General features: G+C 62.9%; 21 protein-coding genes. 10 read left to right on the forward strand and 11 right to left on the reverse strand.

The window, feature by feature from the left end; all coding sequences use genetic code 11:
• Positions 1-2: 2 nt before the first annotated feature.
• The 4 genes from rlmH to BLU76_RS26105 form a co-directional block, all read right to left on the reverse strand.
• Positions 3-470 carry a 23S rRNA (pseudouridine(1915)-N(3))-methyltransferase RlmH gene (gene rlmH, locus BLU76_RS26090; RefSeq protein WP_047229490.1) on the reverse strand — a complete coding sequence of 156 codons (468 nt, stop codon included), beginning with the start codon at positions 468-470 and terminating at the stop codon, positions 3-5.
• A 9-nt stretch (positions 471-479) separates the two neighbouring features.
• Positions 480-974, reverse strand: a complete 495-nt coding sequence (gene rsfS / locus BLU76_RS26095) for a ribosome silencing factor (RefSeq protein ID WP_003205895.1) — start codon at positions 972-974, stop codon at positions 480-482.
• Positions 975-1,045: 71 nt separating this feature from the next.
• Positions 1,046-1,732 (reverse strand): nicotinate-nucleotide adenylyltransferase, encoded by a 687-nt coding sequence (gene nadD, locus BLU76_RS26100; RefSeq protein WP_063324226.1) that lies wholly within the window; start codon positions 1,730-1,732, stop codon positions 1,046-1,048.
• A 1-nt stretch (position 1,733) separates the two neighbouring features.
• Positions 1,734-3,005, reverse strand: coding sequence for a glutamate-5-semialdehyde dehydrogenase (locus tag BLU76_RS26105; RefSeq protein WP_092225005.1), 1,272 nt, complete (start codon positions 3,003-3,005; stop codon positions 1,734-1,736).
• 196 nt (positions 3,006-3,201) lie between these two features.
• Here BLU76_RS26105 and BLU76_RS26110 point away from each other — a divergent pair, with 196 nt between their 5' ends.
• Entirely contained in the window at positions 3,202-3,879 is a 678-nt protein-coding gene (locus tag BLU76_RS26110) for a DNA-3-methyladenine glycosylase (RefSeq protein ID WP_092150489.1), read from the forward strand.
• A 133-nt stretch (positions 3,880-4,012) separates the two neighbouring features.
• A complete protein-coding gene (locus BLU76_RS26115; RefSeq protein WP_092150492.1) occupies positions 4,013-5,329 on the forward strand; it encodes a bifunctional DedA family/phosphatase PAP2 family protein in 1,317 nt (438 codons plus the stop codon).
• A 66-nt stretch (positions 5,330-5,395) separates the two neighbouring features.
• On the opposite strand, the gene BLU76_RS26120 is transcribed toward BLU76_RS26115, so the two are convergent.
• The 3 genes from BLU76_RS26120 to BLU76_RS26130 are packed head-to-tail and all read right to left on the reverse strand — an operon-like array spanning position 5,396 to position 7,075.
• Positions 5,396-5,986: an LON peptidase substrate-binding domain-containing protein gene (locus BLU76_RS26120; RefSeq protein ID WP_014340384.1), complete on the reverse strand. Its 591-nt coding sequence runs from the start codon at positions 5,984-5,986 to the stop codon at positions 5,396-5,398.
• A 10-nt stretch (positions 5,987-5,996) separates the two neighbouring features.
• Positions 5,997-6,713, reverse strand: coding sequence for an LrgB family protein (locus tag BLU76_RS26125; protein ID WP_092225007.1), 717 nt, complete (start codon positions 6,711-6,713; stop codon positions 5,997-5,999).
• Positions 6,710-7,075: a CidA/LrgA family protein gene (locus BLU76_RS26130; RefSeq protein WP_063324221.1), complete on the reverse strand. Its 366-nt coding sequence runs from the start codon at positions 7,073-7,075 to the stop codon at positions 6,710-6,712. The genes BLU76_RS26125 and BLU76_RS26130 overlap by 4 nt, the downstream gene beginning before the upstream one ends.
• A gap of 330 nt (positions 7,076-7,405) precedes the next feature.
• Here BLU76_RS26130 and BLU76_RS26135 point away from each other — a divergent pair, with 330 nt between their 5' ends.
• The 3 genes from BLU76_RS26135 to BLU76_RS26145 all read left to right on the forward strand — a co-directional run bounded on the left by BLU76_RS26135 (position 7,406) and on the right by BLU76_RS26145 (position 10,351).
• On the forward strand, positions 7,406-7,861 hold the full coding sequence (locus BLU76_RS26135) for a MaoC family dehydratase (RefSeq protein WP_092150495.1): 456 nt from the start codon (positions 7,406-7,408) through the stop codon (positions 7,859-7,861).
• Between the two features lie 102 nt (positions 7,862-7,963).
• On the forward strand, positions 7,964-9,682 hold the full coding sequence (locus BLU76_RS26140; protein WP_092150498.1) for a C13 family peptidase: 1,719 nt from the start codon (positions 7,964-7,966) through the stop codon (positions 9,680-9,682).
• A gap of 27 nt (positions 9,683-9,709) precedes the next feature.
• Positions 9,710-10,351, forward strand: a complete 642-nt coding sequence (locus BLU76_RS26145) for an oxidoreductase (RefSeq protein ID WP_003205912.1) — start codon at positions 9,710-9,712, stop codon at positions 10,349-10,351.
• Positions 10,352-10,674: 323 nt separating this feature from the next.
• Here BLU76_RS26145 and BLU76_RS26150 read toward each other — a convergent pair whose 3' ends face one another.
• The 4 genes from BLU76_RS26150 to BLU76_RS26165 all read right to left on the reverse strand — a co-directional run bounded on the left by BLU76_RS26150 (position 10,675) and on the right by BLU76_RS26165 (position 15,174).
• Positions 10,675-10,959: a YceK/YidQ family lipoprotein gene (locus BLU76_RS26150; RefSeq protein WP_092225009.1), complete on the reverse strand. Its 285-nt coding sequence runs from the start codon at positions 10,957-10,959 to the stop codon at positions 10,675-10,677.
• Positions 10,952-11,599: a flavin prenyltransferase UbiX gene (gene ubiX, locus BLU76_RS26155; RefSeq protein WP_063324218.1), complete on the reverse strand. Its 648-nt coding sequence runs from the start codon at positions 11,597-11,599 to the stop codon at positions 10,952-10,954. The genes BLU76_RS26150 and ubiX overlap by 8 nt, the downstream gene beginning before the upstream one ends.
• Positions 11,596-12,945, reverse strand: coding sequence for a UDP-N-acetylmuramate:L-alanyl-gamma-D-glutamyl-meso-diaminopimelate ligase (gene mpl, locus BLU76_RS26160; protein WP_092225011.1), 1,350 nt, complete (start codon positions 12,943-12,945; stop codon positions 11,596-11,598). The genes ubiX and mpl overlap by 4 nt, the downstream gene beginning before the upstream one ends.
• Positions 12,946-13,266: 321 nt before the next feature.
• On the reverse strand, positions 13,267-15,174 hold the full coding sequence (locus tag BLU76_RS26165; RefSeq protein ID WP_092225013.1) for a sigma-54-dependent Fis family transcriptional regulator: 1,908 nt from the start codon (positions 15,172-15,174) through the stop codon (positions 13,267-13,269).
• 491 nt (positions 15,175-15,665) lie between these two features.
• Here BLU76_RS26165 and BLU76_RS26170 point away from each other — a divergent pair, with 491 nt between their 5' ends.
• From BLU76_RS26170 to BLU76_RS26190, 5 genes are all read left to right on the forward strand, one after another.
• The gene (locus tag BLU76_RS26170) at positions 15,666-17,186 is read left to right on the forward strand and encodes an acetaldehyde dehydrogenase ExaC (protein ID WP_072345441.1); all 1,521 of its coding nucleotides are present in this window, start codon (positions 15,666-15,668) and stop codon (positions 17,184-17,186) included.
• 259 nt (positions 17,187-17,445) lie between these two features.
• Complete coding sequence (eat, locus tag BLU76_RS26175; RefSeq protein WP_092225016.1) at positions 17,446-18,816, forward strand: ethanolamine permease; 1,371 nt, start codon at positions 17,446-17,448, stop codon at positions 18,814-18,816.
• Positions 18,817-18,950: 134 nt separating this feature from the next.
• The gene (locus BLU76_RS26180) at positions 18,951-20,345 is read left to right on the forward strand and encodes an ethanolamine ammonia-lyase subunit EutB (RefSeq protein ID WP_092225018.1); all 1,395 of its coding nucleotides are present in this window, start codon (positions 18,951-18,953) and stop codon (positions 20,343-20,345) included.
• Positions 20,346-20,356: 11 nt separating this feature from the next.
• Complete coding sequence (gene eutC / locus BLU76_RS26185; protein WP_092225020.1) at positions 20,357-21,181, forward strand: ethanolamine ammonia-lyase subunit EutC; 825 nt, start codon at positions 20,357-20,359, stop codon at positions 21,179-21,181.
• A gap of 107 nt (positions 21,182-21,288) precedes the next feature.
• Positions 21,289-21,750, forward strand: a complete 462-nt coding sequence (locus tag BLU76_RS26190; RefSeq protein WP_063324211.1) for a GNAT family N-acetyltransferase — start codon at positions 21,289-21,291, stop codon at positions 21,748-21,750.
• Positions 21,751-21,869 lie beyond the last annotated feature (119 nt).

The raw sequence follows: 21,869 nt of genomic DNA on the forward strand, positions 1-21,869 counted from the left end.
GATTACTTGTGGTAAGGGTGCCCGGACAGGACTGTCCAGGCACGATACAGCTGTTCGCCGATCAGGATCCGCACCAGCGGATGTGGCAACGTCAACGGCGACAAGGACCAGCGCTGATCGGCCCGGGCACAGACTTCCGGCGCCAGCCCTTCCGGGCCACCGACCATGAAATTGACCGTGCGCGCGTCCAACCGCCAGCGATCGAGCTCCACCGCCAGTTGCTCGGTGCTCCAGGGCTTGCCATGGACTTCGAGGGTGACAATGCGCTCGTTCGGCCCGACCTTGGCCAGCATGGCTTCGCCTTCCTGGCGGATGAAGCGCGCCACGTCGGCGTTCTTGCCACGGGTATTGAGCGGAATTTCCACCAGTTCCAGGGCCAGCTCGGACGGAAGACGCTTGGCATATTCATGCCAGCCTTCTTCCACCCACTTGGGCATGCGAGAACCGACGGCGATCAGGCGCAGTCGCACAGCGGTCCCTTATTGCTGGTCTTTGTTGAGCTTGGTGAAGTGCTCATGGGGGTTTTCCGGGCTGTGGTGCGCGGCGCTGGCCGAACGGCTCTGCTCGGCACCGGCCCACAGGCGCTCCAGGTCATAGAACTGGCGCGCCGAGGCCGTCATCATGTGCACGATGACGTCGTCCATATCCAGCAGTACCCAGTCGCTGTCACCCTTGCCTTCTTCACCCAGCGGCTTGACGCCCTGGGCCTTGACCGCTTCGCGGACCTTGTCCAGCATCGCGCCGATCTGGCGGTTGGAGGTACCGGTGGCGATGATCATGTAGTCCGTGATGCTCTGCTTTTCACGAACGTCGATCACCTGGATGTCCTGGGCCTTGACGTCTTCCAGGGCCGCAACGGCGACCTTGACCAGTTCTTCACCGGCCAGTACGACGCCGGTGTGGGCCTCTACCGGCAGCGGGGCGCTTTTGAACGTGCCTTTGCGCTTTACTTTGTTTACGTCTTTGTCAGTCATATAAAACTCGTTTTGCTCGTATGTTCGGGCGCTTCGCTACACGCATTCACGTGCCTTGAAGCACACCTTTTTCAGTTCGACGCACGGTAAAGCCCGTGCGCATCGATGTAGGCCAGGACCGCGTCGGGCACCAGGAAACGTACCGACTTACCGCTGGCCAGCAGTTGACGGATCTGGGTGGCGGATACCGCGAGCGGCGTCTGCCAGACGAATGCAATCTGTCCGCTCGGCCCTTTCAGGGCCAGCGGGTCGCTCACCGAGCGGGCCGCCAGCAGGTTGCGCAAGGCATCCGGCGGCTCGCTGTCGGCATCCGGGCGTTGCAGCACCAGGATGTGGCAATGCTGGAGCAACTCTTCCCAGCGATGCCAAGTGGGCAGGCCGCAAAATGCGTCCCAGCCCAGAAGCAGAAAAACCTGGGCATCAGCGGCCAGTTCGGCGCGCATCAGCTCCAGGGTATCAATGGTGTAGGACGGTTTGTCCCGCTGCAATTCGCGGGCGTCCACCACCAACGGCGCCACACCGGCCACCGCGCACTCGACCATCGCCAGGCGGTCCTGCGCCGACACCTGCGGCGTATCCCGGTGCGGCGGCCGGGCGCTGGGCGTCAGGCGTAGCTCATCGAGGGCCAGGGCGTCGGCGACTTCCAACGCACCGCGCAAATGGCCGATGTGCACCGGGTCGAACGTGCCGCCCAGGATGCCAATGCGCCGGGGCGCAGTTGTCGTCGTCACAGCGGCTGACGGGTCGAGATCGCCCAAGTCAGACTGGCTCCTGTCCGCGCAACTGGCCGTCACCGACCACGATGTACTTCTCGCAGGTCAGGCCTTCGAGGCCCACCGGGCCGCGGGCGTGCAGCTTATCAGTAGAAATGCCGATCTCGGCACCCAATCCGTATTCAAAGCCATCGGCGAAGCAGGTCGGGGTGTTGATCATCACCGACGCCGAATCCACTTCGGCCACGAAGCGCCGGGTTTCACCCAGGTGTTCACTGACAATGGAGTCGGTGTGGTGCGAGCCGTGGCGGTTGATGTGCTCGATGGCCTCGTCCAGCCCGTCGACCACACGGATCGACAGGATCGGCGCCAGGTATTCGGTGTCCCAGTCTTCTTCCGTGGCCGCAACGGCCTCGATGATCGCCCGGGTGCGCTCGCAACCGCGCAGCTCGACGCCTTTTTCGCGGAACTGGGCAGCCATCGACGGCAGGAAGTCCTTGGCCACGGCCTGATCCACCAACAGGGTTTCCATCGCGCCGCAGATGCCATAACGGTAGGTCTTGGCGTTGAAGGCGATGCGCTGGGCCTTCGGCAATTCGGCGTGGGCGCTGACGTAGACGTGGCAGATGCCGTCCAGGTGCTTGATCACCGGCACGCGGGCGTCACGGCTGACCCGCTCGATCAGGCCCTTGCCACCACGCGGCACGATGACATCGACGAACTCGGGCATGGTGATCAATGCGCCGACTGCGGCACGGTCAGTGGTTTCCACCACTTGCACCACGGCCGCCGGCAGATCGGCCTCGGCCAGGCCGCGCTGGATGCAGGCGGCAATGGCACGGTTGGAATGGATCGCCTCGGAGCCACCACGCAGGATGGTCGCGTTACCCGACTTCAGGCACAGGCTGGCGGCGTCGATGGTCACGTTCGGCCGCGACTCGTAGATGATCCCGACCACACCCAGGGGCACACGCATCTTGCCGACCTGAATGCCTGATGGCCGGTAGCCCATGTCGCGGATCGCCCCGACCGGGTCCGGCAGGGCCGCGACCTGGCGCAGACCGACGATCATGCCGTCGATGCGTGCCGGGGTCAGCGCCAGGCGTTCGAGCATGGCCGGTTCCAGACCATTGGCCCGGCCGGCGGCCAGGTCCAGTTCATTGGCAGCGGACAACTCGGCACGCGCAGCGTCCAGCGCATTGGCGGCGGCCTGCAGGGCGCGGTTTTTCTGCGCGGTGCTGGCCCGGCCGATGATGCGCGACGCCTGGCGAGCGGCGCGACCCAGGCGGGTCATGTAGTCAAGAACGGACTCAGTCATGGTCTGTGTGGTCTTGGCGATGAGGAAAGCGGCAGATTATAGCTGTCGTAACCCTCGACTAACAGCATGGACTCACAGTGGTGACCGGCGGAGCAGCAAAACAGGCGTAAACAGCTGGTTGAAGCGACTGTTCAGCGGTGATTAAGCTTTCCATTGCTATCATCGCGCTTCCTTTGGCCTCCCTTTGTTTATCGCCATGACCGATTTGCCATCGCCCAACGCCCTGCCCCACGCCTTTTTCGATCGAGACGCCCAGGTGCTTGCCAAGGACCTGCTGGGCAAAGTCATCCGTCACAAGGTCGGTGACCTGTGGCTCGGCGCGCGGATCATCGAGACCGAGGCGTATTACTTCGCCGAAAAAGGCAGCCACGCCTCGCTGGGCTACACGCAAAAGCGCAAGGCTTTGTTTCTGGATGGCGGCCACATCTATATGTACTACGCCCGGGGCGGCGATTCGCTGAACTTCAGCGCCCAGGGTCCAGGCAACGCCGTATTGATCAAATCGGCCTACCCGTGGGTCGATGCCCTTTCCGGGCCGGCGAGCCTGGCGCAGATGCTGCTCAACAACCCCGATGCCCAAGGTCGGCCGCGTACACCGCAAAAGCTCTGTGCCGGCCAGACCTTGCTGTGCAAAGCGTTGGGCCTGAAAGTGCCGGACTGGGACGCCAAACGCTTCGACCCCGAGCGCTTGCTGGTGGAAGATGTGGGTGTGCCGACGGTCAACGTGATCCAGACCACCCGCCTGGGTATTCCCCTGGGACGGGACGAGCATTTACCCTACCGCTTCGTCGACGCCGCCTACGCACCGTGGTGCACCCGGAACCCGCTGCGACGGGGGCAGGTCGAAGGTCGCGATTATTTCTTGCTTGGATGAAAACACCGCCCCCTGTGGGAGCGAGCAAGCTCGCTCCCACAGTTGATCTTCAGCGGCCATAGCTTTTGTGTTCGCAACACAATCCCACAGGGAATTCGGTGCATGCCAATCAATACTCAATGGAGTTGTATTTATGGGCCCATGGCTCGATAGCATCACCGGCTGGTTGACCGTCAACCCGCAATGGCTGGCGGTGGCGGTGTTCATCGTCGCCTGCGTGGAGTGCCTGGCCATCGCCGGCCTGATCGTGCCGGGTACCGTGCTGTTGTTTGCCATCGCCGTGCTGGCCGGCAGCGGCGCGTTGTCCTTGGGCGAGACGTTGCTGCTGGGCCTGCTTGGCGGGCTGCTCGGGGACCTGGTGTCGTACTTCCTCGGTCGGCATTTCCACCAGAACATCCGCCGCCTGCCCGGGCTGCGGCATCACCCGGAATGGATGAGCGCCGCGGAAAACTATTTCCAGCGCTACGGCATCGCCAGCCTGCTGGTGGGGCGTTTTATCGGCCCGCTACGGCCCATGTTGCCGATGGTGGCCGGAATGTGCGACATGCCGTTCCCACGCTTCGCCGCCGTCAGCGTGTTGGCCGCGGCGGGCTGGACCGTGGCGTACCTGCTGCCGGGCTGGGCCACCGGGGCGGCGTTTCGCCTGCCGCTGCCTGAAGGCTTCTGGCCACAGGCCGGCGTGGTCATCGGCAGCATCGCGGCAATGATCGGGCTGAGCGTCAACAGCAGCCTGCGTCGTCATCGCCATGCCACGGCGCTGATCGCCGGCCTTGGCCTGGTGATCCTGATCGGCCTGTTCATCGGCTTTCGCTACCTGACGGCGTTCGACCAAGGCTTGATGGCCCTCGTCCAGGAGCATCGCAGCGCGACGCTGGATGAAATCGCCGTGACCTTCACGCTGATCGGCGAATTCCGCTACATGCTGATTGTCTGCAGCCTGTTGACCGGGTTATTGCTGTTGGCACGGCAATGGCGGCAGGCGATCTTTGCCGGGGGCACGATGCTGCTCACCTCCCTGGCCAATACTGGGAGCAAACACTTCTTTGCCCGTGTGCGCCCGGAAATCCTCACCGACCCGCTGACCAGCTACAGCATGCCCAGCGGCCACTCCTCCGGGGCATTCGCGCTGTTCCTGACCCTCGCCGTCCTGGCCGGCCGCGGCCAACCGCCACGCCTGCGCCTGACCTGGCTGCTGCTGGGCTGCCTGCCGGCGCTGGCCATCGCCCTGTCGCGGGTTTACCTAGGGGCGCACTGGCCGAGCGACATCGTCGCCGGGGCGATGCTCGCCGCCAGCATCTGTGCGGCCGCCCTGTGGTTGAGCCAGCGCCAGACCCCGCTACCGGCCATGTCGCCGAAAGTCTGGTGGCTGATCCTGCCGGCGCTGGTGGCGGTGTTCAGCTTCTTCGCGCTGCGGCACTTGCCGCATGCGATGTTGCGGTATGCCTATTGAGCGGCGCGCCAATGAACACTGGAGATCCATGTGGGATCAGTGTTACTCAGTGAAATATGAGTTGAGTCAGGCAAAGAGTTCGCCCTGCAGTTCATCGAGCAAGGCCTGGATCGCATCCAGGCGCTGTTGCGGGTCGTCGAGTTGCAGCAGGTCGATCTTGTCCAATTCGTTGAACGGCAGCAGGTAAGCCAGTTGATTGGCCAGCGACTGCTGACCGGTCGCTTCGGTGCCCATGTTCAGCGCCTCGACCATCGGGTGCTCGGCCAGGGCCTTGAGCAGCGCCACCAGGTCGGCGTCTTCCTCTTGCAGCGGTTGCTCCGGTTCTTCTTCCAGCCACTCGACTTCAGCGACCGTCAGTTGATCCGCCTGGACGCTGCTGCCATGGACGATAAAGCGCCGCCCGCCCTGCACGCGAATGCCCAGCAGACCATTGTCCTGCTGGGAGAAATCAGTGATACGCGCCTCACAACCGACCCGCGCGTAGCCTTCAGGCGCGATACCGACTTCCTCGCCATCGAGGATGCACACCACGCCGAAGCCTTCACCCTTTTTCATGCAGCGCCCGATCATGTCGAGGTAACGCGCCTCGAAAATCTGCAAGTCGAGGATGCAACCGGGGAACAGCACGGTGTTCAACGGGAAAAGCGGCAAGCTCATAACCAGTTCCTTAAACCGTCATCGACACCACCAACGGCAGCAACACCGCCGTGGCCACGCCCATCAGACTCATCGCCAGCGCCGCGAAGGCGCCTGTCTCCTCGCTTTCCTGCAATGCCACCGACGTACCCACCGCATGGGCCGCCAGCCCCAGGGCCATGCCCCGGGCCTCAGGGCTGTGGACACCCAGCTTCGTCAGAATGCCCGGACCGAGGATCGCCCCGAGCACACCGGTAATCAACACAAACACCGCCGCCATCGCCGCCACACCGCCGATCTGCTCGGCCACCAGCATGGCGATCGGCGAGGTCACGGACTTGGGCGCCATGGTCATCAGAATCATGTGCTCGGCACCGAAAGCCCAGCCCAACACCACAGCAGAGCCCGTGGCAAACACTCCGGCTATCACCAGCGTAGTAAAAATCGGCCAGAACAACTGCCGGATCCGTCGCAAGTTCAAATACAACGGCACCGCCAGGGCGACCGTGGCCGGCCCCAGCAGGATGCTGAGGATCTCGGTGCTCTTGCGGTATTCGGCATAGTCGATGCCGCAACCGACCAGCACGACGATCAACAGCACCATCGACATCAGCACCGGTTGCAGGAACACCCAGCGAGTCTTTTCGAACGCCGCCAGCACCAGTTGATAGGCGCCCAGGGTAATGCCGATGCCAAACAGCGGATGGTGGATCACCGAGGTCCAGGCACCTTGCCAGTCGAGCATCATTGGCTGTCCTCCGGGGCGGCGATGTGACGCCGGGCCAGGCGCTGCATCAGCACCCCCGTCAACGCCACGGACAGCACCAGGGACAACGTCAACGCACCGACGATGGCCCAGAAATCGGCGGCAATGGCCCGGGCATAGACCATCACCCCCACCGCAGGCGGCACCAGCAGCAATGGCAGATAACGCAGCAGGCTGCCGGCGGCCAGGTTCAGCGGTTCGCTGACTTCGCCGCGCATGACCAGATAGCCCAGCAGCAACAGCAGGCCAATGATCGGCCCCGGCAACACGGGCAGGAACAAATGATTGATCGCAGTGCCCAGCAATTGAAACAGCACCAGCCAGGTCAGGCCCCGTAGCAACATCCGCTCTCTCCCCTGCAACAGATCCAATGAACGCGCCAATTCGGTTCACGGCGTGACGGTGTGGCGAGGGAGCTTGCTCCCGCTTGAGTGCGCAGCGCTCATAAAAAAATGGGGCCGCTGCGCAGCCCAACGGGAGCAAGCTCCCTCGCCACGGAATCAAACGCACACGCGCCGGCATTATAAGCATGCCCACGCTATGGGTCGGCATTCGTAAAAAGCATGTTCGGTGACCTTACTTGCGCGCCATGTTGATCTACAGTGGTTCTCCGGGGATGCCAATCCCCGCTCCAGAAAAAAAAAGTAAAACAGATGAACCCAAGGAGAGTCTCAATGCCCTACGTCCCCGTTGCAGCGCTCAAAGATTATGTCGGCAAGGAACTTGGACGTTCCGAATGGCTCACCATCGACCAGGACCGCATCAACCTGTTCGCCGAAGCCACTGGCGACTTTCAGTTCATCCACGTCGATCCGGTCAAGGCCGCGCAGACCCCGTTCGGCAGCACCATTGCCCACGGTTTCCTGTCGCTGTCGCTGATGCCCAAGCTGATGGAAGACATCCTGATCCTGCCCGAGGGCGTGAAAATGGTCGTCAACTACGGGCTGGACAGCGTGCGTTTCATCCAACCGGTGAAGGTCGATTCCAGGGTCCGGCTGAAGGTCGACCTGGTGGAAGTCACCGAGAAAAAACCTGGCCAATGGCTGCTCAAGGCCACCGCCACGCTGGAGATCGAAGGTTCGGAAAAACCGGCCTACATCGCCGAGCCGCTGTCGCTCTGCTTCGTGTAAACCTGCGCGATCGCGAAACCGCTCGTGCAGTTTCGCATCGCTTCTCTATGTTCAACGCGCATAGCTGCGGCATACTCGTCGCCTGACGATCTGGATCCCGTTATGCGCTTATTCGTTCCCCTGACCCTATCCCTGCTGCTCACCGCCTGTGGCAACGGCGAATCGCCGCTGCCTCCCGACGCGCGCCTGCCCGACGGCGGACGCTATCGCGGCGACCTGGTGGACGGGCTGCTACAAGGCCAGGGGCGCATCGATTACCCCAATGGCAGCTGGTACGCCGGGCAGTTCGACAAAGGCCAGTGGCACGGCACCGGGGAATGGCATGGCAGCAATGGCGAGGTCTATCGCGGCCAGTTCCAGCAGGGCCTGTTCCACGGACAGGGCAGCCTGACCACACCGACCAGCAGCTACACCGGCGGCTTCAAGCTCGGGCGACGGGACGGTGAAGGGATGCTCAAGGAAAACGGCATGACCTACCGGGGCGAGTTCAAGGCCGACCGCTATTCCGGCCTCGGACGCCTGGAACTCGACGACGGCAGCCAGTACCAAGGCCCCTTCGCCAACGGTAAACCCAACGGTGAAGGCCAGCGCTTCGACGCCAGCGGCAACCAGTTCACCGGGCATTTTGTCGACGGGCAACTGCAGGGCAAGGGCACCTTCAACAGTGCCGATGGCGATGTCTACATCGGCGGCTTCAAGAACAACCAGCTCAACGGTCGCGGGCGCTACGAAAATGCCGACGGCGATGTCTGGATCGGCCAATTCAAGGATGGCGCGCTGACCGGCAAGGGCGAACTGATCGGCGCCGACGGCAGCCACTATCTCGGACAATTCAATGATTGGCGCTTTACCGGCGAGGGCCGCCTGAACCTGCCCGACGGCAGTTTTTACGTCGGCCAGTTCGAAAGCGACAGCTACCACGGGCGCGGCACCCTGGTGCTGACCGACGGCACCGTGCAAAGCGGCACCTGGGCCAACGGCCAACGGGTGCGCGACGCGGATGGCAGGCTGCTGCCGGATGTGCTCGAACTCGGCTTGCTGGCCCAAGGCCGCCTGCTGGACGATGCCCTCGCCAACATCCCGGCCTCGACCCCGGCGGTGGAGCTGTACAGCCTGACCCTGGGCGGCGACGGCAAGCAAAGCGTATTCCTGCGCGAGTCCGACTATGTCGCCAACATGCTCACCAGCCGTTTCGGCGCGTTCGGGCAGATCCGCCTGGTCAACCACCGCGATCACCTCGGCGACCGGCCCATGGCCAGCCGCGAAAGCCTGCGCCGCGCCGCTGCCACGCTGGCCGAACGCAGTGGTCCGGAAGACCTTATCTTCCTCTACCTGACCAGCCACGGCACCAGCGAACATGAACTGGTGCTCGACCAGCCGCGCATGGAACTGGCCGACCTGCCCGCCGATGAACTGGCCGTGGTGCTGGCGCCACTGAAGAACCGCGACAAGATCGTGGTGATCTCGGCCTGTTATTCCGGCGGCTTCATCCCGGCACTCAAGGATGAACGCACATTGATCATGACCGCCTCCCGGGCCGACCGAGTGTCCTTCGGCTGCTCCGAGGAAGCCAACTTCACCTATTTTGGCGATGCGCTGTTCGCCCAGGCATTGAACCAGACCGACGACCTGGAGCAGGCCTTCAAGCGCGCCAAGGCCACCGTTGCCGAACGCGAACAGGCCGACAACTTCGAAGCGTCCGAACCGCAGATGTGGGCGCCGAGGACGGTCCTTTCCCACTGGCAACTGCTGCGCAAACAGCAGGCACGTAAAGCATTGCAAAGTGCTGCATTGAACGACGAGGCCACAAAGAGCAACTAAGCTGAACCGTATCAAGGGGGAAACACTATGTACTTGACGCCTCAGCATGTTTTGCTCGCCGGTGCTACCGGGCTGACCGGGGAACACCTGTTGGACCGGCTGCTCAATGAGCCGACCATCACTCGCGTATTGGCGCCTTCACGCCGGCCACTGGCTGAACATCCACACTTGGAAAACCCGGTTGGGGAGCCGGCCCAGGTGCTGCCACAACTCAGTGGCCAGGTCGACATCGCCTTCTGCTGCCTCGGCACAACCATCAAGAAAGCCGGCTCTGAAGCCGCCTTCCGCGCGATAGACCTGGACCTGGTCGTGGCGTTTGCCAAGCGCGCCCGGGAGTTGGGCGCACGGCACCTGGTGGTGATCAGCGCACTGGGGGCCGACGCCAAGTCATCGATCTTCTACAACCGGGTCAAAGGCGAAATGGAGGCTGCACTCAAGGCCCAGGGCTGGCCGCAACTGACCATTTGCCGGCCTTCCCTGCTGCTGGGCGACCGGGTTGAACCGCGCCTGGCCGAGCAACTGGCCGGGCCCTTGTCGAAGCTGATTCCAGGCAAGTACCACGGCATCGAAGCCTGCCAACTGGCCCGGGCCATGTGGCGTCTGGCGCTGGAAGAGCAGGACGGGGTGCGGGTGGTGGAGTCGGATGAGTTGCGTAAGCTGGGCAAATAGGTATGTGGTGCCTGGTCGCGATGGGCGTCCCACCGATCCAAAGCCAAGCGCTTATTGTGGCGAGGGAGCTTGCTCCCGCTCGACTGCGCAGCAGTCGCCTTCGGATTTGAATCAAGCCCAGAAGATTGGGGCTGCTGCGCAGCCCAGCGGGAGCAAGCTCCCTCGCCACAGAGAATCTGCCCCGCCACAGGTTATCTGCTCACCACGCAGAACGCTCGACTGCGCAGCAGTCGCCTTCGGATTTGAGTCAACCCCAGAAGCTTGGGGCCGCTTCGCAGCCCAGCGGGAGCAAGCTCCCTCGCCACGGGGTTCCGTGGTGTTTGTTACAACCCGCCAGTCGCCTGAAACCCCACGCCTATCGCCGTGAACAACGATAACGGCAACAACAAGGTATCGAGCAACGCACTGCCCGGCAGATCGAGACCTGGGTAACTCGGCGCCTCGGCGCCAAAGCGGTCCTTGGCACAGCAGCCGCCGTTGAGGGCGTACAGATCCAGGCGCGTGCCGGCGTACACCACCGGCGCACCGGGCTTGGCGGCGTCGAGGGTGCGGGCGGTGGCGCAGCCGGTCAGCTGCAGCGCCAGCAGCATGATCAGCAGCTTATTCATCGCTGCTCAAATGATGCTCGCCCCAGCGCGGCAACATGTCCTGGGGGATGTTCAGCAGATTGAGAATCCGCGCCACCACAAAATCGATCAGGTCATCGATGGTCTGCGGTTGGTGATAAAAACCCGGCGACGCCGGCAGGATGGTCACGCCCATGTTCGACAACTTGAGCATGTGCTCCAGGTGAATGCTCGAATACGGCGCTTCCCGCGGCACCAGGATCAACTGGCGGCGCTCCTTGAGCGTGACGTCCGCGGCCCGTTCGATCAGGTTGTTGCAGGCCCCGGTGGCAATCGCCGACAGCGTCCCGGTGGAACAGGGCACCACCACCATGGCCGCCGGCGCCCCGGAGCCCGAGGCCACCGGCGACATCCAGTCTTCCTTGCCATACACGCGAATCTGCCCCGCCGCCGCACCGGTGTATTCGGTGAGGAAAGCCTGCATCATCTGGGTCTTGGACGGCAGGGTCACGTCGGTCTCGGTGGCCATCACCAGTTGCGCGGCCTTGGAGATGAGAAAGTGCACCTCGCGGTCTTCCCGCACCAGGCAATCGAGCAGGCGCAAGCCGTACTGGACACCGGAAGCACCGGTCATCGCCAAGGTGATGCGTTCCGGGCCACTGCCCTCCAAGTGAGTGTTCATTTCAGGGCCTCGGCCAGTTTGCCGTGCAGGCCGCCGAAGCCGCCATTGCTCATGATCACCACGTGGGTGCCGGGCTGGGCCTGGCTCTTCACGCGCTCGATGATGCCTTCCAGGGAATCACTGACAATCGACGGCACCGTACACAGCGCGGCGGTGGCGCCGAGGTCCCAGCCGAGGTTGGCCGGTGCGTACCAGATCACCTGGTCGGCATCGACCACGCTTTCCGGCAGGCCATCACGGTGCGCGCCGAGCTTCATGGAGTTGGAACGCGGCTCGATGATCGCAATCAGTGGTGCATCGCCGACGCGCTTGCGCAAACCGTCGAGGGTAGTGGCGATGGCCGTTGGGTGGTGGGCGAAGTCGTCATAAATAGTGATGCCGTTGACCTCGGCGACTTTCTCCATCCGCCGCTTCACGCTCTTGAACGCACTCAACGCTGCAATGCCCATGGACGGCACCACGCCGACATGCCGGGCCGCTGCCAAGGTGGCCAGGGCGTTGGCGACGTTGTGCTGGCCGGTCATGTCCCACTCGACCACGCCCTGGGACACGCCTTCGAACATCACCTCGAACTGCGAACCGTCGTCCTTGAGCTGCTTCACTTGCCATTGCCCGCCCGCACCGGTGGTTTGCACCGGGGTCCAGCAGCCCATCTCGATCACCCGCTGCAACGCCGGCTCGGTGGTCGGGTGGATGACCAGGCCTTCGCTGGGGATGGTGCGCACCAAGTGATGGAACTGCCGCTCGATGGCCGGCAGATCGGGAAAGATGTCCGCATGATCGTACTCAAGGTTATTGAGGATCGCCGTGCGTGGACGGTAGTGGACGAATTTCGAGCGTTTATCGAAAAACGCGCTGTCGTACTCATCGGCCTCGATCACGAAGAACGGCGTGCCGCCCAGGCGCGCCGACACCGAGAAATTCTGCGGCACGCCGCCGATCAGGAAGCCCGGGCTCATGCCCGCGTGCTCCAGCACCCAGGCGAGCATGCTGCTGGTGGTGGTCTTGCCGTGGGTACCGGCCACGGCCAGGACCCAACGGCCCTGCAACACATGATCGGCCAGCCACTGCGGCCCGGACACGTACGGCAGGCCTTTGTTGAGCACGTACTCCACCGCTGGGTTACCCCGGGACATGGCATTGCCGATGACCACCAGATCTGGCGCCGGATCCAGCTGCGCCGGGTCGTAGCCCTGGGTCAGCTCGATGCCCTGGGCTTCCAGCTGCGTGCTCATCGGCGGATAAACATTGGCGTCGGACCCGGTGACGTGATGGCCCAGCTCCTTGGCCAGGACCGCCATCGAACCCATGAAAGTGCCGCAAATACCGAGAATATGGATGTGCATAGTCGACCTCATAAACATGGCCGCAGGTTAGCGTAGGGAGGGGGAAATCGCACCTTGTGTTTCGACTTCACGCCGCTGAAGCACCGCAAATCACCTGTGGGAGCTTGCTCGCGATAGCGGTGGGTCAGCTTGCGGCGATGTTGAATGTGCCGCCGTCATCGCGAGCAAGCTCACTCCCACAGTTGAATGTACAACCCGGCTTTTGTGGCGAGGGAGCTTGCTCCCGCTGACTGCGCAGCAGTCCCTCCCCAAAAACAGGGCCGCTGCGCGCCCCAGCGGGAGCAAGCTCCCTCGCCACAACAGCGGTCAGCAGTCTGTACTTTATCGGGCGATGGCGTGTTTGCGCAGCTTCCGGTAGAGGGTGTTACGGCTGATGCCCAGTTGTTCGGCGGTGTGGGTCATGTGCCAGCGCTGGCGCTCCAGTGCTTCGATCAAGGCCAACCGCTCGGCATCGTCCAGCGGCCGCTCGGCCACCGCTTCGACCACCACCGTGGCCGGGCACTGGCGGATCATCGCCGGCAAGTCTTCCAGGCCGATCCGCCCACCGTCGCACAGCGCGGCCAGGGTGCGCAGCACATTACGCAGCTGCCGCACGTTGCCCGGCCAGTCGAACGCCAGCAACGCCTGGCGCGCCGGTTCGTCGATGGACACCGTCTCGGCCCCACTCTCTTCAGCCAACAGAAAATCCAGCAACTGCGACTTGTCACTGCGCTCGCGCAATGCCGGCAGCGGGATTTCCAGGCCGTTTAGGCGGTAGTACAGATCCTCGCGGAAACTGCCGTCCTGCACCCGATCCAGCAGCTGCCGGTGAGTGGCGCTGATGATGCGCACGTTCACCGCCTCGGGCTCACCGCCGATGGGCACCACCTGGCGATCTTCCAGCACCCGCAGCAAACGGGTCTGCAAGGCCAGGGGCATGTCGCCGATTTCATCGAGGAACAGCGTGCCGCCGTCGGCCTGTTGCAGCTTGCCGCGCATGCCTTCCTTGCGCGCGCCGGTGAAGCTGCCGCCGCGATAACCGAACAGCTCGCTCTCGATCAGGCTTTCCGGGATGGCCGCGCAGTTAAGGGCCACGAAGTGCTTGCCGGCGCGCTGACTGGCATGGTGCACAGCCTTGGCGAACGCTTCCTTGCCGGAGCCGGTTTCGCCCTGAATCAGCAGCGGCACATCGCGCTCGAACACCCGCAGCGCCTTGCGAAAATGTTCCTGTAACGCCGCATCCCCCAGGCAGATGCCCGGCAGGCGGGCGGGCTCAATAATCTTGAGCGCTGGCGCAACCGGCACCGGCACACTGCGCGGCTGCCCACGCAGTACCGCGAACAAATGCCGGCCGTCACGGGTGCGCAGCGGCCAACTCGCACTGGCATTTACACTCGCGCGGCCGAGTAATTCGTCCAACGAACAGTCGAAAAAGTCCTCCACCCGCTGGCCCAGCAAGCTGCCGCGAATATGCCCCAACAGGTTGAGGGCGCTCTGGTTGACGGCGCTGATCCGGCCTTCGCCGTCGAACGCCAGCAGCCCTTCGCTGAACAGCCCCACAGACTCGGCCTGCAGGTGGAAGCGCAGCAGCCATTGATTGTCGAAGCAACGCAGGAAATAGCAGCTCTCGATCATCTTCGCCGAGAGATTGACCAGGGCCATGGTGTGGAACTGGCTCTGGCGCGACACGTCCGGCCGTGCCGAAGACACGTCGAGCACCGCCAGCAGTTCGCCCTGGGGGTCGAAGACCGGGCTGGCCGAGCAGGTCAGGCCGGTGTGGCGGCCACGAAAATGTTCTTCCTGGTGGATGGTCAGGGCCTGGCGCTCCACCAAACAGGTGCCGATGCCGTTGGTGCCTTCGCAGGCTTCGCTCCAGTCGGCGCCGAGCCAGAGGCCGGCCCGTTCGAAAATCTTCCGTTCGCTGGGGGCGGTGACGCAATTGAGGATCACGCCCCGGGCGTCGGTCAGCAACACCGCGTGGCCGGCGCCGGAGAGTTGCTGATGCAGGCTGGTCATTTCATTGCCGGCGATGTGCAGCACTTGCTGCAAGCGCTCGCGGCTTTCCAGCACCCGGCCATGTTCGAGCACCGTCGGCGCCAGGTTCTGGGCCGGGTCGAGGTGATAATCCTCGAGGCAGCGCAGCCAGGAACGGGCAATCGACGGATCGCTGCCAGGGCCCTGCAAATGGGCCTTGCCCTGGGTGACCGTGAGGACTTGCTGGGCATGGCGACTCAAGTGGTTGCTGTGCATTTCTTATTATTCTCCCCGAAGGACCTTTGGACCTGCCAACACATACCCCGTGGCGAGGGAGCTTGCTCCCGCTGGGCTGCGCAGCAGCCCCAAAACCTGAGTTTGCGGTGTATCAGGCTGACCGAGTTGGCTGCCTTGGGACCGCTTCGCGCTCCAGCGGGAGCAAGCTCCCTCGCCACAAAAGCTGTCCTGCCACAAAAATACAGTTGCCAGGGATTCCAGGATCGAAGCCCAGCATCCTCCAGCCCAACCGGCAATGCAATGCTGGCGCGACCTGTCAGTCACAGACTGTCTCGCATCTGGCACAAACTGTCACACCTGCTGTATCGCAAGCGTCACACACCCCATCCGTTTGTCCGACCAACTCCTCCTAAAGTCTTGATTTACGGGCCCTGCAAGGCAATGGCCCAACCTTTGCTCTAGGCTTAATTACCGGCGCTCAATTTTGCGCGGCCCTCCCGTATAAGCACAAAAGCCAAGGAGAACTCATCATGCGTTACGCTCACCCCGGTACTGAAGGCGCTATCGTTTCGTTCAAGAGCAAATACGGTAACTACATCGGCGGCGAGTTCGTCGCGCCTGTCAAAGGTCAGTACTTCACCAATACTTCGCCGGTCAATGGCCAGCCCATTGCCGAATTCCCGCGCTCCACAGCCGAAGACATCGAAAAAGCCCTGGACGCCGCCCACGCTGCCGCTGATGCCTGGGGTGCCACGTCGGCCCAGGCGCGCTCGCTGGTCCTGCTGAAAATCGCCGACCGCATCGAGCAGAACCTCGAAGTGCTGGCGATCACCGAATCCTGGGACAACGGCAAGGCCGTGCGTGAAACCCTCAACGCCGACATCCCCCTGGCCGCCGACCACTTCCGCTACTTCGCCGGTTGCCTGCGGGCCCAGGAAGGCGCGGCCGCCGAGATCGACGGCAACACCGTGGCCTATCACATCCATGAACCCTTGGGCGTGGTCGGGCAGATCATCCCGTGGAACTTCCCGCTGCTGATGGCCGCCTGGAAACTCGCCCCGGCCCTGGCCGCCGGTAACTGCGTGGTGCTCAAGCCTGCCGAACAAACCCCACTGGGTATCTGCGTGCTCATGGAGCTGATCGGCGACTTGCTGCCACCTGGCGTGCTGAACGTGGTGCAAGGTTTCGGCAAAGAAGCCGGCGAAGCCCTCGCCACCAGCAAGCGCATCGCCAAGATCGCCTTCACCGGTTCCACCCCGGTGGGCTCGCACATCATGAAGTGCGCCGCCGAGAACATCATCCCGTCCACCGTGGAACTGGGCGGCAAGTCGCCGAACATCTTCTTCGAAGACATCATGCAGGCCGAGCCGAGCTTCATCGAGAAGGCCGCCGAAGGCCTGGTGCTGGCATTCTTCAACCAAGGCGAAGTCTGCACCTGCCCATCCCGCGCCCTGGTGCAGGAATCGATCTACGACGAATTCATGCAAGTGGTGATGAAGAAAGTCCTGCAGATCAAACGCGGCGACCCGCTGGACACCGACACCATGGTCGGCGCCCAGGCGTCCGAGCAGCAATTCGACAAGATTCTTTCGTACCTGGAAATCGCCAAGGGCGAAGGCGCCGAACTGCTGACCGGCGGCAAGGTGGAAAAACTCGAGGGCAATCTGGCGACTGGGTATTACATCCAGCCGACCCTGCTCAAGGGCACCAACAAGATGCGCGTGTTCCAGGAAGAAATCTTCGGCCCAGTGGTGAGCATCACCACCTTCAAGGACGAAGCCGAAGCCCTGGCGATCGCCAACGACACCGAGTTCGGCCTCGGCGCCGGCCTGTGGACCCGCGACATCAACCGCGCCTACCGCATGGGCCGGGCGATCAAGGCCGGGCGCGTGTGGACCAACTGCTACCACCTGTACCCGGCGCACGCCGCGTTCGGTGGCTACAAGAAGTCCGGCGTGGGTCGTGAAACCCACAAGATGATGCTCGACCATTACCAGCAGACCAAGAACCTGCTGGTGAGCTACGACATCAATCCGTTGGGGTTCTTCTAAGCCCTTGGGGCAAGGCAGGCTCTCCTGCTTTGCCCCTTAGATAGCTATCGCGAGCAAGCTCGCTCCCACAGGGATCTGTGGATAACTCGTTTCCAGGGTTGGCAACAGATCCACTGTGGGAGCGAGCTTGCTCGCGATGGAGCCCTCACTGACAACATCAAATTACCGCCCCACCGCTCTGGCATGAACCTTGCGTGCCCGCTCCACAGCAAACCCGAAAGTCCAACAGATCAAACAATAAAAAAGACAGAGAGGACTTATGACTTCTACCACTCAACTCAAACCCACACTCGGCACCCTGCATTTATGGGGCATCGCCGTCGGCCTGGTGATTTCCGGCGAGTACTTCGGCTGGAGCTACGGCTGGGGCACCGCAGGGACCCTCGGGTTTCTCGTCACCGCCCTCATGGTGGCGTTGATGTACACCTGCTTCATCTTCAGTTTCACCGAACTGACTACCGCCATTCCTCACGCCGGCGGGCCTTTTGCCTACAGCCGACGGGCCTTTGGCGAGAAAGGCGGGTTGATCGCCGGCATCGCCACCCTGATCGAGTTCGTCTTTGCGCCCCCGGCCATCGCCATGGCGATTGGCGCCTACCTCAATGTGCAATTCCCCGAGCTGGACCCCAAGCTGGCGGCGGTCGGCGCGTACATCATCTTCATGACCCTGAACATCCTCGGCGTCAGCATCGCCGCCGCCTTCGAGCTGGTGGTCACCGTGCTGGCGGTCGCCGAATTGCTGGTGTTCATGGGCGTGGTCGCGCCGGGCTTCAGCTTCAGTAATTTCGTGCTCAACGGCTGGGCGGGCGCCAATGAGTTCAGCCTCGCCTCGATCCCGGGCATTTTCGCCGCGATCCCCTTCGCCATCTGGTTCTTCCTCGCCATCGAAGGCGCGGCCATGGCCGCCGAAGAAGCCAAGGACCCGAAACGCACGATCCCCCGCGCTTACGTCAGCGGCATCCTGACCCTGGTGTTCCTGGCCATCGGCGTGATGATCATGGCCGGCGGCGTGGGTGACTGGCGCACCCTGTCGAACATCAACGACCCGCTGCCCCAGGCCATGAAGGCCGTGGTCGGCAACGATTCAACGTGGATGCACATGCTGGTGTGGATCGGCCTGTTCGGCCTGGTGGCGAGTTTCCACGGAATCATCCTCGGCTATTCGCGGCAGTTCTTCGCCCTGGCCCGGGCCGGCTACCTGCCCCGTGGCCTGGCGAAACTGTCGCGTTTCCAGACCCCGCACCGGGCGATCCTGGCCGGCGGCGTGATCGGCATCGCGGCGATCTACAGCGATGGCCTGGTCAACCTGCAAGGCATGACGCTGACGGCGGCGATGATCACCATGTCGGTGTTCGGCGCCATCGTGATGTACATCATCAGCATGCTCAGCCTGTTCAGGCTGCGTAAGACCGAACCGAACCTGGAACGCACCTTCCGCGCCCCGGGCTACCCGATCGTGCCGGGCATTGCGCTGTTCCTGGCGGTGGTGTGCCTGGTGGCGATGGCGTGGTTCAACATGGTGATTGGCTTGGTGTTCCTCGGTTTCATGATTGTCGGCTACCTGTATTTCCAACTGACCGCCAAGCAACGCTCCGGTGCACCGGCGGACGCTATGCTCACAGGTATCTGACGTTGCACCGGCACCGGGCCGGGGGTCCGGTGCTTGCCATTTAAAAGTGCACACCAACCCCCTGTGGGAGCGAACTCCCACAGGGTTATGGGGTGTGTATTAAAGTTTTTTAGAGAATCAGGAGGACACCGCCCATGGCCGCATTCGCCCATTCCGTCGGCGCCCAGACCTATCGCTTTGACAGCCTCAAGGACCTGATGGCCAAGGCCAGCCCGGCGCGTTCCGGGGATTTCCTGGCCGAGGTCGCCGCGCTCAACGATGGCGAGCGGGTGGCCGCGCAAATGGCCCTGGCCGACCTGCCCCTCAGCCATTTCCTGCAGGAAATGCTGATTCCTTACGAGGTCGACGAAGTCACCCGGCTGATCGTCGACACCCACGATAAACAAGCCTTCGCCACCGTCAGCCACCTCACGGTTGGCGGCTTTCGCGATTGGCTGCTCAGCGACGCCGCCGACGAACAAAGCCTGCGGGCACTGGCCCCGGGCCTGACCCCGGAAATGGTCGCCGCCGTGTCGAAAATCATGCGCGTGCAGGACCTGGTACTGGTGGCGCAGAAAATCCGCGTGGTGACCAAATTCCGCGGCACCCTCGGCCTGCGCGGGCGCTTGTCCACGCGCCTGCAACCCAACCACCCTACCGATGAGCCGGCCGGGATCGCTGCGAGCATCCTCGACGGCCTGCTCTACGGCAACGGCGACGCCATGATCGGCATCAACCCGGCCACCGACAGCACCGCCTCGATCTGCGCCATGCTGGAAATGCTCGACGCCATCATCCAGCGCTACGACATCCCCACCCAAGGCTGCGTGCTGACCCACGTCACCACCTCCATTGAAGCGGCCAACCGTGGCGTGCCCCTGGACCTGGTGTTCCAGTCCATCGCCGGCACCGAAGCGGCCAACGCCAGTTTCGGCATCAACCTCAACGTGTTGAAAGAAGGCTACGACGCCGGGCTCAGCCTGAATCGCGGCACCCTCGGCAACAACCTGATGTATTTCGAAACCGGCCAGGGCAGCGCGCTGTCGGCCAACGCCCACCACGGCGTCGATCAACAGACCTGCGAGACGCGAGCCTACGCCGTGGCACGGCATTTCAAGCCGTTTTTGGTGAACACGGTTGTAGGATTCATCGGCCCCGAGTACCTGTACAACGGCAAACAGATCATCCGCGCCGGCCTCGAAGACCACTTCTGCGGCAAGCTGCTGGGCGTGCCGATGGGTTGCGACATCTGCTACACCAACCACGCCGAAGCCGACCAGGACGACATGGACACCCTGCTGACCCTGCTGGGCGTGGCCGGGATCAACTTCATCATGGGCATCCCCGGCTCCGACGACATCATGCTCAACTACCAGACCACCTCGTTCCACGACGCCCTCTACGCCCGCCAGACCCTGGGCCTGAAACCGGCGCCGGAATTCGAAACCTGGCTGGCGAACATGGGCATCTTCACCCAGGCCGATGGCCGGGTGCGGTTCGGCGACAACCTGCCACCGGCGTTCCGTCACGCCTTGGCGCATCTGGGATAAGTGAGCTGCCCATGGATAAAAAACCTGTCGACCCACAAAACCCTTGGCTGAACCTGCGCAACCTCACCCCGGCACGCATCGCCCTGGGCCGCACCGGCACCAGCCTGCCGACCCAGGCGCAACTGGACTTCCAATACGCCCACGCCCAGGCCCGCGATGCGGTGCACCTGGCGTTCGATCATCAGGGCATTCGCGCGCAACTGAGCGAGCGCGGCCGTGAGAGCCTGTTGCTCCACAGTGCGGCGGCTGACCGACACAGTTATCTACAGCGTCCGGACCTGGGTCGGCGGCTCGACGACGTTTCTGCGCAAGTTCTGGATGACTACGCCAAGGCCCATCCCGGCGGTGTGGACTTGGCAATCGTGGTGGCCGACGGCCTGTCGGCGCTGGCGGTGCATCGGCATACCTTGCCGTTTCTGGCGCGCCTGGAAGAACAGATCGTCGCTGACGGTTGGTCGGTATCGCCCGTGATTTTGGTGGAACAAGGCCGGGTGGCGGTGGCCGATGAAGTGGCCGAGCGGCTCGGCGCGAAAATGTCGGTGATCCTCATCGGCGAACGCCCCGGCCTCAGTTCTCCCGACAGCCTGGGGCTGTATTTCACCTACGCCCCCAGGGTCGGCCTGACCGATGCCTATCGCAACTGCATCTCCAATGTCCGCCTCGAAGGCCTGAGCTACGGCATGGCGGCCCACCGCCTGATCTACCTGATGCGCGAAGCCTGTCGCCGTCAGCTCTCGGGGGTCAATCTGAAGGACGAAGCCCAGGTTCACACTCTAGAGTCGGAAAATACTGCCGATATGAAAGGTAACTTCCTACTCATGCCGCCCCGAAACTGATCCGTTTATCCGATTGCGTTTTTGATCCGCTTTCAGGCAGCATCAAAAGCACGGCAGCGCGAAGTTGTTGTCTGAATATCTGTCGACCTCTGCAGACGAGACCTACCATGCGGATTATCCAAGCGACCCTGGAACACCTGGACCTGCTGACCCCATTGTTCGTCAAATACCGGGAATTCTACGGCTCACTGCCCTACCCGGACTCGTCCCGAGCCTTCCTTGAAAAGCGCCTGCGCCGCAAGGAATCGGTGATCTACCTGGCCTTGCCCGATGACGACGACAACAAGCTGCTGGGCTTTTGCCAGCTCTACCCGAGCTTCTCGTCGCTGTCGCTCAAGCGCGTGTGGATCCTCAACGACATCTACGTCGCCGAAGACGCCCGCCGCCAACTGGTGGCCGACAACCTGATCCGCACCGCGAAAAAAATGGCCAAGGAAACCAACGCCGTGCGCATGCGTGTCTCCACCAGCAGCAACAACGAAGTGGCGCAGAAAACCTACGAATCGATCGGCTTCAAGGAAGACACCGAGTTCAAGAACTACGTATTGCCGATCAGCGAAAGCATCTGACCCCTGTGGCTGAGTCCCCCTGTCACAACACCAAACCCTCTGTGGCGAGGGGATTCATCCCCGCTGGGCTGCGCAGCAGCCCCAAAACCTGAGCACGCGGAGCATCAGATTGACCGAGC

The organism is Pseudomonas sp. NFACC08-1 (genome assembly GCF_900106735.1).
GTDB classification, from domain to species: domain Bacteria; phylum Pseudomonadota; class Gammaproteobacteria; order Pseudomonadales; family Pseudomonadaceae; genus Aquipseudomonas; species Aquipseudomonas fluorescens_Q.

Coding starts and splice junctions, on each gene's coding strand:
- rsfS (WP_003205895.1), bottom strand. CDS start 974: ATGACTGACAAAGACGTAAACAAAGTAAAGCGCAAAGGCACGTTCAAA.
- BLU76_RS26105 (WP_092225005.1), bottom strand. CDS start 3,005: ATGACTGAGTCCGTTCTTGACTACATGACCCGCCTGGGTCGCGCCGCT.
- BLU76_RS26110 (WP_092150489.1), top strand. CDS start 3,202: ATGACCGATTTGCCATCGCCCAACGCCCTGCCCCACGCCTTTTTCGAT.
- BLU76_RS26115 (WP_092150492.1), top strand. CDS start 4,013: ATGGGCCCATGGCTCGATAGCATCACCGGCTGGTTGACCGTCAACCCG.
- BLU76_RS26120 (WP_014340384.1), bottom strand. CDS start 5,986: ATGAGCTTGCCGCTTTTCCCGTTGAACACCGTGCTGTTCCCCGGTTGC.
- BLU76_RS26125 (WP_092225007.1), bottom strand. CDS start 6,713: ATGATGCTCGACTGGCAAGGTGCCTGGACCTCGGTGATCCACCATCCG.
- BLU76_RS26130 (WP_063324221.1), bottom strand. CDS start 7,075: ATGTTGCTACGGGGCCTGACCTGGCTGGTGCTGTTTCAATTGCTGGGC.
- BLU76_RS26135 (WP_092150495.1), top strand. CDS start 7,406: ATGCCCTACGTCCCCGTTGCAGCGCTCAAAGATTATGTCGGCAAGGAA.
- BLU76_RS26140 (WP_092150498.1), top strand. CDS start 7,964: ATGCGCTTATTCGTTCCCCTGACCCTATCCCTGCTGCTCACCGCCTGT.
- BLU76_RS26145 (WP_003205912.1), top strand. CDS start 9,710: ATGTACTTGACGCCTCAGCATGTTTTGCTCGCCGGTGCTACCGGGCTG.
- BLU76_RS26150 (WP_092225009.1), bottom strand. CDS start 10,959: ATGAATAAGCTGCTGATCATGCTGCTGGCGCTGCAGCTGACCGGCTGC.
- ubiX (WP_063324218.1), bottom strand. CDS start 11,599: ATGAACACTCACTTGGAGGGCAGTGGCCCGGAACGCATCACCTTGGCG.
- mpl (WP_092225011.1), bottom strand. CDS start 12,945: ATGCACATCCATATTCTCGGTATTTGCGGCACTTTCATGGGTTCGATG.
- BLU76_RS26165 (WP_092225013.1), bottom strand. CDS start 15,174: ATGCACAGCAACCACTTGAGTCGCCATGCCCAGCAAGTCCTCACGGTC.
- BLU76_RS26170 (WP_072345441.1), top strand. CDS start 15,666: ATGCGTTACGCTCACCCCGGTACTGAAGGCGCTATCGTTTCGTTCAAG.
- eat (WP_092225016.1), top strand. CDS start 17,446: ATGACTTCTACCACTCAACTCAAACCCACACTCGGCACCCTGCATTTA.
- BLU76_RS26180 (WP_092225018.1), top strand. CDS start 18,951: ATGGCCGCATTCGCCCATTCCGTCGGCGCCCAGACCTATCGCTTTGAC.
- eutC (WP_092225020.1), top strand. CDS start 20,357: ATGGATAAAAAACCTGTCGACCCACAAAACCCTTGGCTGAACCTGCGC.
- BLU76_RS26190 (WP_063324211.1), top strand. CDS start 21,289: ATGCGGATTATCCAAGCGACCCTGGAACACCTGGACCTGCTGACCCCA.